Source organism: Umezawaea sp. Da 62-37 (genome assembly GCF_032460545.1).
In the GTDB taxonomy this organism is placed as follows: Bacteria; Actinomycetota; Actinomycetes; order Mycobacteriales; family Pseudonocardiaceae; genus Umezawaea.
Map to the genome: position 1 here is coordinate 8,206,638 of NZ_CP135965.1, position 15,910 is coordinate 8,222,547.

The window sequence follows — 15,910 nt, forward strand, 5'->3', positions numbered from 1 at the left end:
TCTTGGTGTTCGGTGGGGAAGGATTCCCTGTCGTGCGCAGGATGTTGACGTTGGCCGATCGGGAGGAGATCTCTCGTGGTCTGGCGGAGTCGTTGGAGTACAAGGAGATCGCTGTTCTAATCGATCGTGATCCCTCGGTCGTGTCGCGTGAGGTCGCTCGTCATGGCGGGCGTGGTGGGTATCGGGCGGTGGACGCCGACCAGGTCGCGACGCGGGGGCGGTCGCGGCCGAAGGTGATGGCGGTGGATCGGTCGTCGGAACTGCGGTCGGTGGTGCTGGACCTGTTGCGTCTGGGCTGGTCACCGGGGTCGATCGCGGGACGGTTGGCACGTGAACGTCGCGACGGGGACTCTGGCGGGGTGAGTCATGAGGCGATCTACCAGTGGGTCTATGCGCAGCCGGTGGCGACGCTGGGGCGGGAGTTGATCGCGTTGCGGACCGGACGCACCGCTCGGCGGGGGCCTCGTCCGGCGCCGGCGCCGCGGATCCGGGAGCCCCGCTATCTCGATGAACGTCCGGCCGAGGTCGAGGGCCGGGCGGTGGCCGGGCATTGGGAGGGGGACTTGGTCGTGGGCAAGGGCGGCAGGTCCGTGGTGGCGACCTTGGTGGAGCGCACCAGCCGGTTCCTGATCCTGGTGCCGCTTCACGGGCGGGACTCGTTGACGGTGAGTGAGGCGATCATCTCCGCTGTCGGTTCTCTCCCGGCGACGATCAAGCGGTCGTTGACGTGGGATTGTGGTTCGGAAATGGCTCTGCACAAGGGCATCACGGCTACCGGGTTGCCGGTGTTCTTCGCTCACCCGCACTCGCCGTGGGAGCGCGGCAGCAATGAGAACCTCAACCGGATCGTGCGGGAGTACCTGCCCAAGGGCATCGAGATCACCCATGACCCGACTTACCTTGCCGCCATCGCCGCCGAGATCAACGACCGGCCCCGTAAGATTCACGATTGGCGTAAACCCAGCGAGGTATTCATCGAACTCCTCGAAGCGGATGCTTCCACCGCCTGAACCTGCCCAGATCTGCCAGGCATGGCGTACGGCCCAGGTACCCAGCGGTGCCCGTACTACTGAACCTGTAGTTTCAAGGTTCGGCGTGTTGTCGGCGGTTGCCGCGAGTTCTCCGGGACACTTTTGTGGTGCGATACGCGGATGGCGGTGGCACCGGCCCGAGGGCACGTGCCAAGCGTGAACTGGTTCGCCTGCGAGCGGCGGAGATGTTCGAACGGGGAGCCTCGCCGGTCGAGGTGGCACGCGCGCTTGAGGTGTCGGAGAAATCGGCGCGGGCGTGGCGGCGGGCGTGGGCCGACGGCGGGACGGAAGCTCTGGCGTCCACAGGCCCGCCAGGCCCGAAGACCAAGCTGAACCAACGGCAGATCACCCGGCTGGAAGAGGCTTTGCTGGCCGGTCCGGCGGCAGCGGGGTGGGCCGAGGATCAGCGGTGGACGCTGGCCCGCGTGTCGACGCTGATCGGACGGATGTTCCACGTCTCCTACAGCCTCAAGGGCGTGGCGTTGGTGCTGCACCGGATGGGGTGGACTCCGCAGGTGCCGGTCCATCGTGCGGCGGAACGTGATGACGAGGCGGTGGCCACCTGGCGAAAGTCGACATGGCCACAGGTAAAAGAATCGCGCGCAGGCTGGGCGCGTGGATCTGCTTCGCCGACGAGGCCGGGCAAACGCTGAGACCAGCCAGGGCCCGCACCTGGGCCCCGCGTGGACACACACCCGTGGTCGCGGTGACCGGTAAGGGCTCGGGTCGGATCTCGATGGCGGCTTTGGCCTGTTACAAGGCGGGCGAGAGATCGCGGCTGATCTACCGGATGATGCTGCACCGGGGCCGTAAAGGCGAGAAGAAGGGCTTCCGTGAACACGACTTCGCCGCCCTGCTCGATGCCGCGCACCAGCAACTGGGCGGGCCGATCGTGCTCGTGTGGGACAACTTGGGTGGCCACACCAGCGCTCTGATGCGTCGACTCGTGGCCACCCGAAAGTGGTTACGTGTCTACCAACTCCCGTCCTACGCCCCGGACCTCAACCCGGTGGAAAGCGTCTGGTCGCACCTGAAGCGCAGCCTGGCCAACCTCGCCGCAGGCACGATCACCCGCATGTCAACACTGGCCCGTACCCGGCTCAAACGGATGCAGTACGTGCCGGGTCTGGTCGACGGCTTCCTTGCTGGTACCGGGCTACGCCCGCCCTAGTCGGACCCTGATGCTTCAGGGTCGATAGTCGCAGGCTCATTTTCTTGAGCGGCCCAGTGGCGATCGCAATGGCACTAGGAGCCCGACTAGCGAGCCCTGATCTGGGGCGATGGACCTCGTGCACCCTTGACCCCGACTCCGGTGAGTACGAAGCGCTACCTCCGTTCAAATGACCTCAATTTCTACTGATTTCAGGGCACTCCGTCGGGCGAGTCAGGCTCATCCGATGCTGCCTACACGAACCCCTCCATAACCCAGGCCGTACGCCTGCTCGAATTGCGCGCTGGAGAAGGTGCCCCACCGCGACGGAGTGGTAAGACAGCCCGACATTGGAAGCAGGACCGATCGGGAAGGCGGTGAACGTCCACTTCAGGGGGTCCGCCACTCCAGCCGTGTCGGCACCTCGCACTTCCGTGGCTAGCACCTTGAACACAGTCAGCACGACGCCGTCCAGTTCGAGGCCTGGGGAAACCTGGGCCGAACGAGCTGGCTCAGGTTCAGCGTTCACGTAGTCGCGCCAGACGAGTTCGACGTCGACGTCGAACTCGCACATGACAAACGCCCGTCCTGGCACGTCCAGCCCTGCCCACCATGTTCTTGTACTCGGAAGGCCCCTACCGGCACCCCGAGCCCGCTCCCGCCCCGGCAGCGGCTTGACAACCACATAGGGACACCCCCGTGCGTGCGGCTCACGGTCGTTGGACATGGGTGGGCTCCGGCGCTTCGCACCACGCCGGAGCCCACCCGCAACAGGAGTCGTCAGCACTGGCCGACGGAGGTCTGCCCTTCGACGAGCGACGAGTGCGTGTAGCCGACACCCCAGGGGGTCGACAGCCGGAACCACCGGGGGGAGCTGTAGTCCGAGGCGGGCGGGTATACCCACTGGCTGTCGGTCCAGCACTGCATGGTGACGCCGGTGCCGTTGCCCATGTACGCGATGGTCCCGCACCCGGTGTTGCCGCACGTGCGCAGGTTCGCGCCACCGGAGTTGGAGCCGATGTAGCTGGCGAGCATGCCCGGCCCTGAAGCCGACGCTGGCGTGGCGCCAGCCATCAATACCCCGCCGAACGCCGCGGTCAACAGCGCCAGCGCCGCCGCTTGAACAGTCGTCCGCTTCCGCTTTCCGTCCACGATCTCCCACCTCTTCCAGTTGTCGAGAAAGATCCCGAGGTCGAACCTCCTCAATCGTGGGGTGGCGCTGCGAGCGCCGGTACACCACGCGCTGGCCAATCGACGGCCACAATCCGACCAGTGCCTGGCTCACACCGGTACCGCTCCGGCAACGACGTCGAGGACCACCGCGGCACGCGGGTCACCGACAAGTTCGTCACCCCCGACCTGGACGCCGAGCACCAATCCGATTGCAAACCCCAGCACCAACAACCAGATGCCTAAACGGACCAGGCGACTGATGGGACAGAAAACGTTCATGGCCCCTCCACAGGGTTTCGCTCCAACGAGATCGGGTGGATCCATCATGGAGTCGATGCGAAACCCCAGGAAGGTTTCCCGGTTACGCACCAGTGCCGATACTTGGGTAGCCGAAGGGGTGACAGCGACCGGACACATTCCCGTCAACACCGCGCCACCACGCGCCTACGGCCGCAGTGGCGCGGTTGAATCAAGGCACCGCATGAGGGAGGACGGTCATGCCCACTCCGTGCCACGAAACCGATGTCCTGGTCGCCGAGCTCAAGGAACTCCGCCGCGGACGCGGGGTGCTCCGGCCCGAAGTGAAGAGCAACCTCGGCCACCTGATCGGCGCGTTGTGTGGTATAAGCGCCAAAGACGACGAGGGCGAAGCACGCGCGAAGCTGTTGGCGACCCTGTCGGACCTGGCATCAGAATTGCCGGAGGATCTCCGCATCTGCTTCACGGCCGCTTTCGCCCTCACTGAAGAGGCGAGGTTGCCGTTCTACCTCGAACGGTTGGAATGGGCAGGCACCCGACTGGGTCGCGAGGTCCGGACCGTGCGCAGGCGGGTCGACGAGAGCCTACTGAGCGTGGCGCAGCTGGTCTCTGGGCGGCAGGCGAGGAGACCTACCCTGCCCTGGCACACCAGTGAACTGACGACCACGGTGTCGTTGACGGACGGCGAGGTGTTCGAGACGCGCCGGGTCGTCGCGGACCGTACCAGCGTGACCGAGTTGGACCTCGGATGGTCGCTGACCCCGTCGGAGGGCGGCGAGGCCGATGTGGACGGGGTGTGGGTGCAGGTCATCCACGGCGGCTCGTTGGTGCACCGCTCGCGGAAGGCCTCTGCCCGGATCGCCACGACGGTGCGGCTGTCGAAACCGCTGGAAATTGGGCAGGAGGCCGAGATCGGCTTGCGGATCACCCCCAACGGCACACCGCTGAGGCACTACGTCTGCACCCCGCACGGCCGGTGCGACCGGTTCACTCTGCGGGTGGTGTTCACCGTGCCACCGCAGCGGGTGCTCGTGGTGGACGGCGTGCCAGCCGTCGAAGTGGAGGACGACCTCACGCCGCGCCGGGCACTGCCGGTCGGCCGATCGCGCGAGTTCTCCGCGTCCTTCACCGACCTGGTCGCCCACCTGTCCTACGGGTTGCGCTGGTGCTGAACCCGTCAGGTCGGGTCAGCGCTGTGCTCGGCCTTCAGGTCGGCGCGGACGCGCGCCTCACCCAGCACCGCCGGGTTGAGCGCCGCGCTCAGGGCGTCCGCGGTGGACCAGAGGGAGAGGGCAGTGGCGAATTCACCGCAGGACGCGGCGATGTTGCCACGTCCGGTGATCGCCCGCGCGTGTTCGTCCGCGTGACCCGCCAGGTCGGCGACGTCGGCGGCCTCGGTGTATCGGTCATCTGCTTCGTCGTGCCGGCCGGCGCGGAAGTCGATCCAGGCCAGGCAGTTGAGCGCCATGACGATGCCCTCGTGGTCTGCGCCGTCGTCGCCCTCCTGACTGGCGATCTCCCACGCCTCCTGGGCGTGCCCGGCCGCCTCGTCGAAACGCCCCAGGTCGGTCAACGCGAGCGCGATCCCGCGCAGGGCGATCATGGTGTTGCGCCGGCGGCCGGTGCGCCGGTAGACGCTCAGCACAGAGGTCAACTCCTCGACGGCGGTGTCCGGCTCGCCCCGGTAGATGCGCGTCCACGCCGCGCTGGACGACGCGTCCACCACCCCGCGTTCGTCATCGGCGGCGGTGAAAGCGTCGAACGCACGGCGGTGGCAGTCCAGCGCCGCGTCAACCGCACCCGCCTTGATGTGGGCCATGCCCATGCCGTTGAGCATAATGCCGACGGCCGAGAGGTCGTTCTCCTCGCGCGCCGCGCCGAGTCCGCGCTCGTGGGTGGCGAGCCACGGGTCGATCAGCCGGTCGTGGAAGAAGAACCCGCGCAGCAGGTGGGCCAGTTGCCAGCAGTCGCGGTGCAGGTCGTGGTCGCCTGCCAGCACGACCAGCCGGACGAGCGTCGGCCACTGCGCCCGCAGCCAGGCCAAGGCGGTCCGTCTGTCGGGCAGGGGGTGCGGGTGGGTCGACGAGACCGTGCGGTGGCGTCTCGGGTTCACCAACTCGTCGGCCGCAGCCACCCGGTCGACCGCGTGCGCCACGAGCCTGGCCACGGCCGCGGCTTTGGTGGCGGCGTCGACCTCGGGCAACGCGTGGTTGACGGCGAACAGGCGCACCAGGTCGTGCAGGCTGTAACCGTGCTCTCCCAGCGCCACCAGGTTCGCTTCGTGGAGCCGGTCGAGCAGCAGGTCGGACTCACCCTCGGGCAACCCGGCCATGGCGTCCGCGGCGTCGGCCTCGATGACGGTGCCGGGGTGGTAGGCCAGAAGCCCAAAGATCCTGCGCTGGTCCGCGGGCAACTCGGCGTAGGACACCGCGAACGCCGCCGCCACACCGCGCTCGCCGTCGTCGAGGGACGCCAGGCGCGTGCCCTCGTCGACCAGCCGGGCGCGGAATCGGGCCGCGCTCCAGCCCCCGACGGCGTACCGCACGGCGGCGATCCTTACAGCCAGCGGCAGCCTGTCGCACAACGCGACGATGCGCGCGGCCTCGGCCGGGTCCGGCGCCACGTCACCCACCAGCGCCCGGAAGAGGCCCACGGCGTCACCGGTGTCCAGGGCTTCGACCCGCACGTGCCAGGCGTCGTCGAGGGCCGACAGCTTGCGGCGGCTCGTGACTAGTACCCGGCACGCCTCTTCCGCCGGGAGTAGCGGGCGGACCTGGGCGGCGTCGGCGACGTTGTCGAACACCAGCAGGACCCTTCGCCCGCGCAAGCGGTCGCGCAGCACGTTCGCGCGGCCGTCGACGTCGGCCGGGATGCGGTCCACGGCGACGCCCAGAATCGTGAGCATCGTGTGGAGGATCTGCGCCGGCGGGATCGGTTCGACGCCGGGAGTGTGACCGCCCAGGTCGAAGAACAGCGCGCCGTCCGGGAAGTCCCGTTCCGCCTGCCGTGCTGCGGTCAGCGCGATGGCGGTCTTGCCGATTCCCGCGATCCCGTGCAGCACGCACACCCGCACAGCCCCTTCGCCGAGCAACGCCGAGGCCAACGTCGCCAGTTCGTTGCCACGACCGACGAAGTGCAGCGGCGGGCCGGGCAGGCCGTGCGGACCGAACTCGCCCGGTTCCGCCGACCCGCTCTGGGCGGGTAGCAGCGCGAGCAACTCGCCGCTGGCCCCGAGCACGTCGTCGAACCTCTTTGCCAGGTCGCGCTGGATGGTCACCCGACCGTTCTCTATTCGGCTGACATATCCCTTGCTGAGGTACACCTTCGCACCCAGCGAATGCTGGGACAGGTTGGCCTCGGCTCTGCGCCGGCGCAATTCGGCCCCGAATTCGATCATGGCTCCCAGTTCCTCGAGGGATGACAGGAAAACGCCCGCCGGTGCCCACCGTGGAAGAGCGGGCACCGGCGGGCGGAACGCTCAGATCAGTAGTCCGATCAGCAGGAGCACGATGGTGGTGTAGTGGGTGTGCACCGCTCTCTCCTTTCCGTGGGAAGCCCCGGCGGGGATGAGCTCATCGTGCTCGGACAATTCCGGTACCAACAGGATCGTGGGTTTCGCACTGTTTCCGATGTCGGGAAACCTTCCGACACACCGTTTCCCGCACTTCTTCCGAGTGGTTGTGAGAAGGTAGCCGGTCCGCCGACATCGGTAGTATCCGGAACGGAGATGAGGTGGTGTGGTGCACCCCGACGGTCAGCTCGACGAACTCATCGCGGACCTGAAGGTCCTGCGCAAGGGCCTCGGCGCTCAGGAGACATCCGTGCCCAGGTCGGCCGGTGTGGCCCTGCGGCAGGTGTGCGGTGTGCCGGACGGCGCCCCACCCGGCGTCGTCCGGCACCTGGTCGTCACCGCCCTGGGCGAGCTGATCGGCAGGCTCCCCGAGGGGAAGCAGCCGACCGCGCGGGCCGTGTTCGGGTTCAACAACCCCGACAACCTCTCCTACACCGCACGGCTGGCCTGGTTGGGCAAGGTCGTCGACCGGGACACGCGGACCATGCAGCGCCGTGCCGACGAGGTCATCTACCTCCTCGCCGAGCTGGCCCACGCGCGGGACGCGCCGCCGGCGACCGTTGCCGCAAACGATTCCCCCTGGCACACCAAAGAGCTCAAGGTCAGGGTGCTGCTCCGCGGTCCCCAGGTGGAGGTGTTCGAGACCCGCCGGGTGGTGAGCCACGTGCCGGGCCTGACCGGGATCGAGCACGCCGTCTCGGTGATCTCGACCGCGCCGGCGGGCGGCCCGGTGGACCTGCGCACCCTCGGCATCGACGAGATCGAGGGCGGCGAGGTGCTCGACCCGAGGGCGGTGTCCTCCCACCGGGTCGCGTTCACCCTGCGCCCACCGGCCCCCCTCGACTCCGGCGACGAACACTCGTTCTTCTTCCGCGTTCGAGTGCCGACCATCGCACCCCTCTACTGCTGCACGCCGGAGTTCGCCTGCGAGCGTTTCGCGCTCAGCGTGGGGTTCCGCCGCGAGAACCTCCCGGCGCGGATCTGGCGGATCGACGGGGAACTGTCGATGCAGGCGGGCGACCCCGCGCCGGCGCGGGAGGCACTGGTCGCGGACGGCGCGGGCGAGGTCCGCGTGGTGTTCGAGAACCTCCGACCCGCGCGGTCCTACGGCATGGGCTGGGAGCCGCCCACCTAACGCCCTGCGCTACCGCGTCGTGGTGGTGGGGGACGTGCCGGACGTGGTACCTCGGCCGGAGGCGCCGAGCAGCCGCGGGTCGCCGAACACCAAATCCGCGAGTTCGCAGGACGAGGCCTCCCCGCTGAGTTGCCACCGGATGGTCAGGCGCAGCGCGTTGGTCAGGTCGACCTTCAGCGGCACCGGCTGGCCGAAGCGGATCTGCTCGCGGAACGGGTGCTCGTCGTCGACGATCACCTCCACCAGGGCTTCGGTCTCCTTCACCCGCGAGTCGTCGGCAAGGCCGAAGGTGCCCTCCAAGGTGAGGTAGTTGCGCATCAGGTTGTACTCGACGGATCCCTTCTGCCCGCCACAGGAGCCCAGATCGCTGGTGAGGCTGTGCGGGTAGTCGGTGCCGTTGACACCCACCACCCCCGTGGGTCGGCGGCTCTCCCACTCGCCGGCCACCGGCTTGAGCGCGTCCAACTGCACGGTCACCGGACCGGTGGCCGTTGCCGGCGCTGTCGTGGTCGTGGTCGTGGTCGTCCCCGACACGGACGGCGTGCTCGTGGTGCTCGAGCTCGATGTGGTCGGAGCGGCGGTTGTGGTCGTGGCGAGTGTCGTGGTCGGCGCGGGCGGCTGCGCTTTCGGCCCGTCGTCCCCGGAGAAGGCGAGCACCGCGGAGCCGACCACGGCCACCAAGCCGACACCGAGGAGGGTTCTGGCCTTCTTCCGCTTGGGCATGATCGTGAACCTTCCGAGGGACGGGAGGGCGGAGGGAACAGGGACGGGCCGTGCGGGCTCGCCGTCGACCACCGGCTCACCGCTGAGAGTCAAGGCCAGCTCGCTCAACTGCCGGGCCACCTCTGTGGCGTTGGGGCGCGACAGGGAGTCCTTGGCGAGCATCCGGCCGATCAGCCCGGCGAGCGGCGAGGGCATCCCCGGCACCGCACCCGGCAGCATCGATTCGTGCTGCCGCATCACCTCGGCCAGCGTCCCGGTGAATGGCGGCGAGCCGCAGCAGGCCTCGTAGAGGAGCGCGCCCAGCGAGTACACGTCGGCACCGGCGCCGATCGCCCGGTCGCCGGAGACCTCCGGAGCCGTGTAGGGGGGCGACGCCGTCGTGATCTCGTCGCGTGCCGTCCGCCGCAGCGCTACACGGGCGGCTTCGACGCCGTGCCCGGTGAGCAATGCCGACGGGCCGTCCAGCCGCACGTTCTCCGGGCACACCGCCAAGTGCAGGACGTGCGCGGCATGCAGGTCCGCGAGTGCCAAGGCGATCTCCGCGCCCAGCGAGGCGACCTGGGCGGGCAGCACCCTGATCCCCCCGTCGAGCAGGTCGCGCAGGGTGCGCGGCGGCAGCGGGTCGGTCACCACCCCGAGGCGGTCGCCGTCCCGCACCACTTGGCGGACCGCGGCCAGGTGCGGGTTGTCGACCCGCACCACCTGGGCCAGTTGCTCCCGGAGGTGGGCGTCCACGCCGGGGGTGGTGGCCAACCGGCGGTCCACCAGGGTGATGGCGACCGTTGACGGCGATCCGTCCGCGTCGGCCTCCGCCGAGTGGGCCGCGTAGACCTCGCCCGGCGCCGACCCGGCGATCGGGGCGCCGAGCAGGTACTGGTTGCCGAAGACTTGGTTCATCTGCGGTCGTCTCTCCTCTCCGCACCGGCCGAGCCGGTTCGGGACGAGCACACCCGCAGCGGTCACCCGCCGAGAAGGACAGCGACACGACAGAACGACGACGTTCAGACGCCTCGCTTCCGCATCACGTCATCAAGGGCGTTGAAGACCTTCCACAGCGGCTTGGGGATACTGGTCACGACGCTGCCGACGCGCGCTATGCTCGCCCACTGCTGCCACGGGCCGTGCTGCTCGACCAGCACCTTCTTTGCCTCGGCGATCAGCGGCCTCGCCCGGTCCAGCACGTCGATCTTCGCCAGGCAGATGCCCAGCTGGAACCTGGTCAGCTGGCTCTCCGGGTGCCCTCGGCCGAGCACGGCGGTCTGGCGCGGCAGCAACTCGTCGAAGATCACCACGGCGCTGGCCCAGTCCCCCAGCCCCATGGTGGACAGCCCTGTCCACTGCCTGGCTTTGAACCGCAACGGGTGATCATCGCCAAGGCTGTCCGCGATCCGCCGCTCGGCATCGGCAAGGACCTCCAGGGCTTCAGCGTGCCGTGAGTTGTTGTGCAGAGTTTGACCGCGCAGCACGTGGAGTTCGAGGGTGAGCGGGTTGTCCGGCCCGAACCACTCGGTCGACTCGTCCAGCGCCCGTCGCACCTGCTTCACGGCTTGGTCCCATTCCCGCGGACGAGCCCTCATCTCGGACCAGGCCAGAGTCAGCTCGGCCTCCGCGAGCACCGCGACCGCCTGCCTCGCCAGGTGGTGCCGCGGCACGCCCGCCGCCGCGAACATCTCGATCAACCCGGTGGCGTCCTGCCGCGACTCCAGGACCTTTCCGGTCAGCAACCGCAACCGCGCCCGCTCCAGCAGCGCCCCAGGGCGCGCGCCCCGGTGGTCGGGCACCGGCTGGGCACGCAGCACCACCGGCAGCACCTGGTCGAGGGTGGTGGCGGCGACGCGGTAGTCGCCGCGCAACCGGAGGGCGGCGACCCTGGCGAGCCCGACCCGGACGCGTTCCTCCTCCGGCAGCCACACGGGGTCCGAACCGTGCTCCGCCACCACCCGGTGGTCGTGGAACACCTCGTTCGCGCCGGTGTAGTCACCGCTCAGGTCGTGGGCCGCGGCAGCGAGGAACCGCGCCCGGAACTCGGTGCGACCGTCCTGATCCGCCCGCGCGCGCTCGACCAGTTCGGCCACCCGTGCCAGCGCCGCCGCGGTGTCGCCCGCCGCCACCGCGAGCCGCGCTGCGGCCAGCAGGTCCGGGACACCGACCGCTGCTCCGGCCACCCGCACTGCCGTGGCGCGCGCATCGTGGGCCGCGGGGATGTCACCGCGCTCCTCGTGGCGGAGAGCCACCTCGCGCAGGAGTGCCAACCGCATCGGCACCGGGACCTGCTCGCACGCGACGATGCGGAGCGCGTGGAGGTGCAGGTCCAGAGGAGCCTCGGGCGTGGTCAGCGCCGCAGAGATGACGACCGCCGCCCGGTGGGCGACGCTCGAGAGGACCGCAGGGTCGATGTCCCGGCGCACGGCGTCCCCCACGAGCGCGTGGAGCCGCCACATCTGCCTCGTCCTCGGCACCCGGTCGGCCCGGTGGAGCAGGCTGAACTCCTCCAACTCCCGCAACGCCTCGGCGACCAGCATTGGCGTCGCGCTCTCCAAGCGCGGGGACACGCCCTCCACCAGCAGGTCGCCGGTGAACGGGGCTGGGGCTAGCACGGAGGCGAACTCCAGCACCGCCCTGGCGTGGGCGCTGCGGTCGCGCACGGCCCGGGCCAAGTCGTCGACCACCGGGTCGTCGGCGGGTTCGCGGCGCAGCACCTCGTCCAGCGCGCCGGTTCCCTGTGCCTCGCGCAGTTCGCGGATCATGGGCAGCAAGGTCACCGGGTGACCACCCCACCGCTCCGTAAGCACCGCGATGGCGCGACTCTCCTCGCGGTTGATCGACGGCCACTGGGCCCGGAACAGCTCCTCGACCTCCTGCGCGGTGAGGCCGCCGACCGGGACGGCGCGGAGATTCGCCGCAGGGGACGTGGTCCGGGCGGTCAGCACGGTGTGCGCCCTGGGCGAGGGCAGGACCAGCCGGTCCACGGCCTCGCCGATGCCGTCGGGGACGTCGTCCACGACCCACAGCACATCCCGCCCCTCGGCGGTCAGGCGGTCGCCGACAGTGCCGATCACCTGATCCGGCGCCAAGCCGCCGAGGTCGAGGCCGAAGCGGGCCGACGCAAACCGGGCCACCGCGGCCGCGAAGTGCCCCAGGACGCGATCCGCCGGCGCGCCGGCGAGGTCGACCCACTCCACCCCGCCGGGGTAGGCGTCGCGGAACAGGAACGCGTACTGCTCGGCTAGCACGGTCTTGCCCATGCCCGCCGGTGCTTTGAGCACGACCGCCGAGTCCGGCGCTGGCTCGTGGGCCAGCCACAGGCGTCCACCGTGCAGGGCGCTGTGCACTGCCCACAGTTCCCGGTAGCGCCCGACGAACCTGCGGGGCCGGGTGAGCCTGGCGTGCAGCTCGCCGTCCTCGGGCGGCGAGCCGAGGGGAACGCCGCCCGTGGCGGCCAGCTTGGCGGTGACGGCGTCGGCTAGTGCGTCTGCGCTGTGCGCACCGGTCCACGACGAGTAAACCGCGTCGGTCAATTCCACCGGCGCGATGTGGTTCTCGTCGGGCTCCGGGTTCGCGACCAGCACGCGGTCCCGCGGGTCGCCGTGCCGGAGGGCAGCGAGGAACGCCCTGGTCAGCTCCCACTGGCAGGCGTAGCGGAGCGGGTAGCGCCGCGAGTAGAAGGCCAGCAGCACCGCTGACTCGTCGAGTTCGCGCGCCAGGTGGCCAGTGATCGGGTCGAACAGCGACAGGTCCTTGTCGCGGAACACCGCCACCCCACGTGCCCGCAGCGCCTGCTCGATCAGGTCGACCGCGGGTTCGTCTGCCCACGTGTAGCTCAAGAAGACCTGTGGCCGAGTCCGGTGCGTCATCGTTCTCCTGTCGATTCGAGTTCTCCCACCACGATGCCGGAAACGCCGGGATCGCGACTCGGTGAACACCCGACAGAAGTACGACAAAAGCGTGGCAAGCCGAGCTTCTCGACCTTCCCAGGGCAGGACGTGGGGTTCAATCGCGGCGTTGGCACACCGACGTTTCTGGATGAGGTCAATGGATACCGAGGAACGACAGCAGCTCGCGGACGCCACCCAGGAGAAGGCGCCGCGGATCTTCATCACCTATTCGCACGACGATGAGCGCCACGTGGCCCTGGTCCGGGAATTCGGTGAGTTCCTGGTGCGGCACGAGGGCCTCGACGTCGTCTTCGACCAATGGGCGGACGACGGTCGTCGCGACTGGGCGCTCTGGGCTTCGCAGAACATCGCGGAAGCAGATTTCATCCTGGTGGTCGCCTCCCTCTCTGTCAGACTGGTATGAGACACAGGTTCAACCGAGACTTCTGTGGAACAGGTAGGGCGAAGACGGGATTTAGGACTGTGACGTTGAGTGTCGCCGATCTGCGGACCGAGAATGGTCCGGTGGGTAAGAAAAAGCAGGGACCTCGTGCGGGACAGCCGAAACGCCGGACGTTCACCGCCGCGTACAAACTGGCGATCGTGGAGGAATACGAAGGCCTGACCGAATCCGGCGCCAAGGGCGCGTTGTTGCGGCGGGAAGGGCTCTACCACTCCCACCTGATCGACTGGACCCGAAGCCGTGACGCCGGAGGCCTGGACGCCCTGGCCGTGAAACCCTCGGGCCCGAAAGGCAAGTCCGCGGCGGAGAAGGAGAACGACAGGCTCCGTGCCGACAATGAGCGTCTCGCCCGCGAGCTGGCGAAGTCGCAGGCGGTGGTGGAGATCATGGGAAAACTGCAAGGGCTCTTGGAAACGATCTCCGAGGGCACGGACACCGACCGCAGGTCGACGAGCTGATCGGTAACGCCTTCGTCGAGCTGGAACCGTTGCTGGGCACCAAACCAGGATGCGCGTTGGTCGGGAAGTCCAGAGCCACGTTGTACCGCCGTCGCAACCCGACACCACCGATGGCCGGACCGCACCGCCCACCGACGCCGCACCCGGCGAGCCTGTCGGCCGCCGAACGCGCCGATGTACTGGACGTGTTGCGGTCGCCCAGGTTCGTGGACAAGGCGCCGGCGCAGGTGTGGGCCACCCTGCTCGACGAGGGCCGGTACCTGTGCTCGATCTCCACGATGTACCGGCTGCTGCGCCAAGCCGGCGAGGTCCGTGAGCGGCGCGCGCAGGCCACCCATCCGGCGAAGGTCAAGCCGGAGTTGGTGGCCACCGCACCCAATCGGGTCTGGAGTTGGGACATCACCAAACTCAAAGGCCCCGATCGGGGCGTGTACTACGATTTGTTCGTCATGCTCGACATCTACTCGCGCAAGGTCGTGCACGCGATGGTCGCGTCGACCGAGACCGCCGTACTGGCCGCGGGGTTCATCACCGACGCCATCGCCGCCAACGGCGGGACGGTCCCCGGTGTGGTGCACGCCGACCGCGGCACCTCCATGACGTCGAAGAACGTCGCCATGCTGCTGGCCGATCTAGGTGTCACCCGCTCGCATTCCCGACCACACGTGTCCGACGACAACCCCTACAGCGAGGCCCAGTTCAAGACGTTGAAGTACTGCCCGGCGTTTCCGGGCCGGTTCGGGTCGATCGCCGACGCCCGCGCGTTCAGCCACCGGTTTTTTCAGTACTACAACCATGAACACCGCCACAGCGGGATCGGCCTGCACACCCCGGCGTCGGTCCATGACGGCACCGCGGCCACCGTCCGCGCCGAACGAGTCCGAGTCCTGCACGCCGCCTACACCGCCAACCCTGCCCGGTTCCACGGCGTACCGACCCCACCACGGCTGCCCACAGCGGCCTGGATCAACGAACCACCTCAGGAAGACGAGAAGGCAGAACACGAAACAAAACAAGCTCCCTGAACTGTCTCAACGCCATTGACAGGTTCCGCGTCGCGAACTTTGCGGGCCATGTCGGTGCCGCATCCCAGCGCTTCCCGCAGGCGGTTTGCGGACGGGTCTGCGGGCAACCGTCCAGCGGCGATCATCCGCCGGGCACGGTTCACCAGTAGGCCCACTCGATCATCAGTAGTCCTACGTCGTGGCACCGCTGGGTCGGGACCGTTTTCCTTGTACTCCGGGCTGGTAAGGACTGCTGTAGGGCCTATCGGGACACCGTGGTCCAAGTCCGCGAAGGCTGACCAGATCACCGGGAGGACCATGACCGCGCCGACCGCGACCAGCGGGCCGATTGCGTGCGCGAGGAGTTGCATCGGGTCGAATCGCACCCATGGCACCGATACCCATGGCAGGTACGGCCACACGTTCAACGTCAGCGTCACCACGAGCGCCCCGTACTCGACCACCGTCAGGTGTCGATGGCGCAGTAGGCGGTCGCGCGTTGCCAGGAACGCCCGTGCGCCGACTACCACCAACAACACCGCTGAGATCACCGGCTCGACTGCCCACGCACCCCACCACGCCGCGTCCCGCTCGGTCATCGACCGGGTAAGGGTGTGGTGCACGCCCGTGGTGGACCAGCCCAGCGCCCCGACCAGCGCCGCCAAGGCCACGACGGTGAACACCAGGCGCACCCGCGCTGCTTGCCAGGCTCGTGCCGCCGGGTCCTGGGCCAGCGTGTGCAGCCGGGCAGCCTCGGCAGCGCGCTTGCGGGAGCGCCGAACCCGGTCCGTGTCCACCAGCAGTGGTGCGTCCTCGGCCTGCAACTCCAACAGGGCGTTCGCCTCGTCCACCTCGGCGCGCAGGTCTTGGACCCGCTTGGTGGTCGTGGGCGGGGCGATTGGTGCTGCGGACGGAGCCTGCGCGGCCACGTACTTCACCACGTCGGCCACTGCGCGCTCCAAGTTCTCATCGTTCGGTTCGGGCAGAGGCGTGAGAAGGCTCATCGCCACACCCCGCAGTTCTCGCTGGGGCAGTCGGCGATGTGCCAGGTGCGCCGCGCGGCTGCGCT

General features: G+C 68.8%; 13 protein-coding genes. 8 read left to right on the top strand and 5 right to left on the bottom strand.

The window, feature by feature from the left end; genetic code table 11:
- Window positions 1-41: 41 nt before the first annotated feature.
- From RM788_RS37950 to RM788_RS37960, 3 genes are all read left to right on the top strand, one after another.
- On the top strand, window positions 42-1,010 hold the full coding sequence (locus RM788_RS37950; protein WP_315934860.1) for an IS30 family transposase: 969 nt from the start codon (window positions 42-44) through the stop codon (window positions 1,008-1,010).
- Between the two features lie 128 nt (window positions 1,011-1,138).
- The gene (locus RM788_RS37955) at window positions 1,139-1,684 is read left to right on the top strand and encodes a helix-turn-helix domain-containing protein (protein ID WP_315924246.1); all 546 of its coding nucleotides are present in this window, start codon (window positions 1,139-1,141) and stop codon (window positions 1,682-1,684) included.
- Complete coding sequence (locus tag RM788_RS37960; protein WP_315924248.1) at window positions 1,609-2,202, top strand: transposase; 594 nt, start codon at window positions 1,609-1,611, stop codon at window positions 2,200-2,202. Before RM788_RS37955 ends, RM788_RS37960 begins: the two co-directional genes overlap by 76 nt.
- A gap of 759 nt (window positions 2,203-2,961) precedes the next feature.
- On the opposite strand, the gene RM788_RS37965 is transcribed toward RM788_RS37960, so the two are convergent.
- Window positions 2,962-3,333 carry a hypothetical protein gene (locus tag RM788_RS37965; RefSeq protein ID WP_315924250.1) on the bottom strand — a complete coding sequence of 124 codons (372 nt, stop codon included), beginning with the start codon at window positions 3,331-3,333 and terminating at the stop codon, window positions 2,962-2,964.
- A gap of 120 nt (window positions 3,334-3,453) precedes the next feature.
- On the opposite strand from RM788_RS37965, the gene RM788_RS37970 reads away from it, so the two are divergent.
- Window positions 3,454-3,597, top strand: coding sequence for a hypothetical protein (locus RM788_RS37970; RefSeq protein WP_315924252.1), 144 nt, complete (start codon window positions 3,454-3,456; stop codon window positions 3,595-3,597).
- Window positions 3,598-3,851: 254 nt separating this feature from the next.
- Window positions 3,852-4,784, top strand: coding sequence for a hypothetical protein (locus tag RM788_RS37975; protein WP_315924254.1), 933 nt, complete (start codon window positions 3,852-3,854; stop codon window positions 4,782-4,784).
- Between the two features lie 5 nt (window positions 4,785-4,789).
- Here RM788_RS37975 and RM788_RS37980 read toward each other — a convergent pair whose 3' ends face one another.
- On the bottom strand, window positions 4,790-7,009 hold the full coding sequence (locus RM788_RS37980; RefSeq protein ID WP_315924256.1) for an ATP-binding protein: 2,220 nt from the start codon (window positions 7,007-7,009) through the stop codon (window positions 4,790-4,792).
- A 343-nt stretch (window positions 7,010-7,352) separates the two neighbouring features.
- On the opposite strand from RM788_RS37980, the gene RM788_RS37985 reads away from it, so the two are divergent.
- Complete coding sequence (locus RM788_RS37985) at window positions 7,353-8,318, top strand: hypothetical protein (RefSeq protein ID WP_315924258.1); 966 nt, start codon at window positions 7,353-7,355, stop codon at window positions 8,316-8,318.
- A gap of 9 nt (window positions 8,319-8,327) precedes the next feature.
- On the opposite strand, the gene RM788_RS37990 is transcribed toward RM788_RS37985, so the two are convergent.
- The gene (locus tag RM788_RS37990) at window positions 8,328-9,938 is read right to left on the bottom strand and encodes a protein kinase domain-containing protein (RefSeq protein ID WP_315924260.1); all 1,611 of its coding nucleotides are present in this window, start codon (window positions 9,936-9,938) and stop codon (window positions 8,328-8,330) included.
- Between the two features lie 104 nt (window positions 9,939-10,042).
- Window positions 10,043-12,895 carry a tetratricopeptide repeat protein gene (locus RM788_RS37995; RefSeq protein WP_315924262.1) on the bottom strand — a complete coding sequence of 951 codons (2,853 nt, stop codon included), beginning with the start codon at window positions 12,893-12,895 and terminating at the stop codon, window positions 10,043-10,045.
- A 178-nt stretch (window positions 12,896-13,073) separates the two neighbouring features.
- Here RM788_RS37995 and RM788_RS38000 point away from each other — a divergent pair, with 178 nt between their 5' ends.
- Window positions 13,074-13,340: an SEFIR domain-containing protein gene (locus RM788_RS38000; RefSeq protein ID WP_315924264.1), complete on the top strand. Its 267-nt coding sequence runs from the start codon at window positions 13,074-13,076 to the stop codon at window positions 13,338-13,340.
- A 65-nt stretch (window positions 13,341-13,405) separates the two neighbouring features.
- Window positions 13,406-14,862, top strand: a protein-coding gene (locus tag RM788_RS38010) for an IS3 family transposase (RefSeq protein ID WP_399345221.1) whose coding sequence is annotated in 2 segments (ribosomal slippage) — window positions 13,406-13,768 and window positions 13,771-14,862 — 1,455 coding nt in all. Because the reading frame shifts where the segments join, the coding sequence is not laid out codon by codon here.
- Here RM788_RS38010 and RM788_RS38015 read toward each other — a convergent pair.
- The gene (locus tag RM788_RS38015; RefSeq protein ID WP_315924266.1) at window positions 14,817-15,845 is read right to left on the bottom strand and encodes a hypothetical protein; all 1,029 of its coding nucleotides are present in this window, start codon (window positions 15,843-15,845) and stop codon (window positions 14,817-14,819) included. The genes RM788_RS38010 and RM788_RS38015 overlap by 46 nt on opposite strands.
- Window positions 15,846-15,910: the final 65 nt, after the last annotated feature.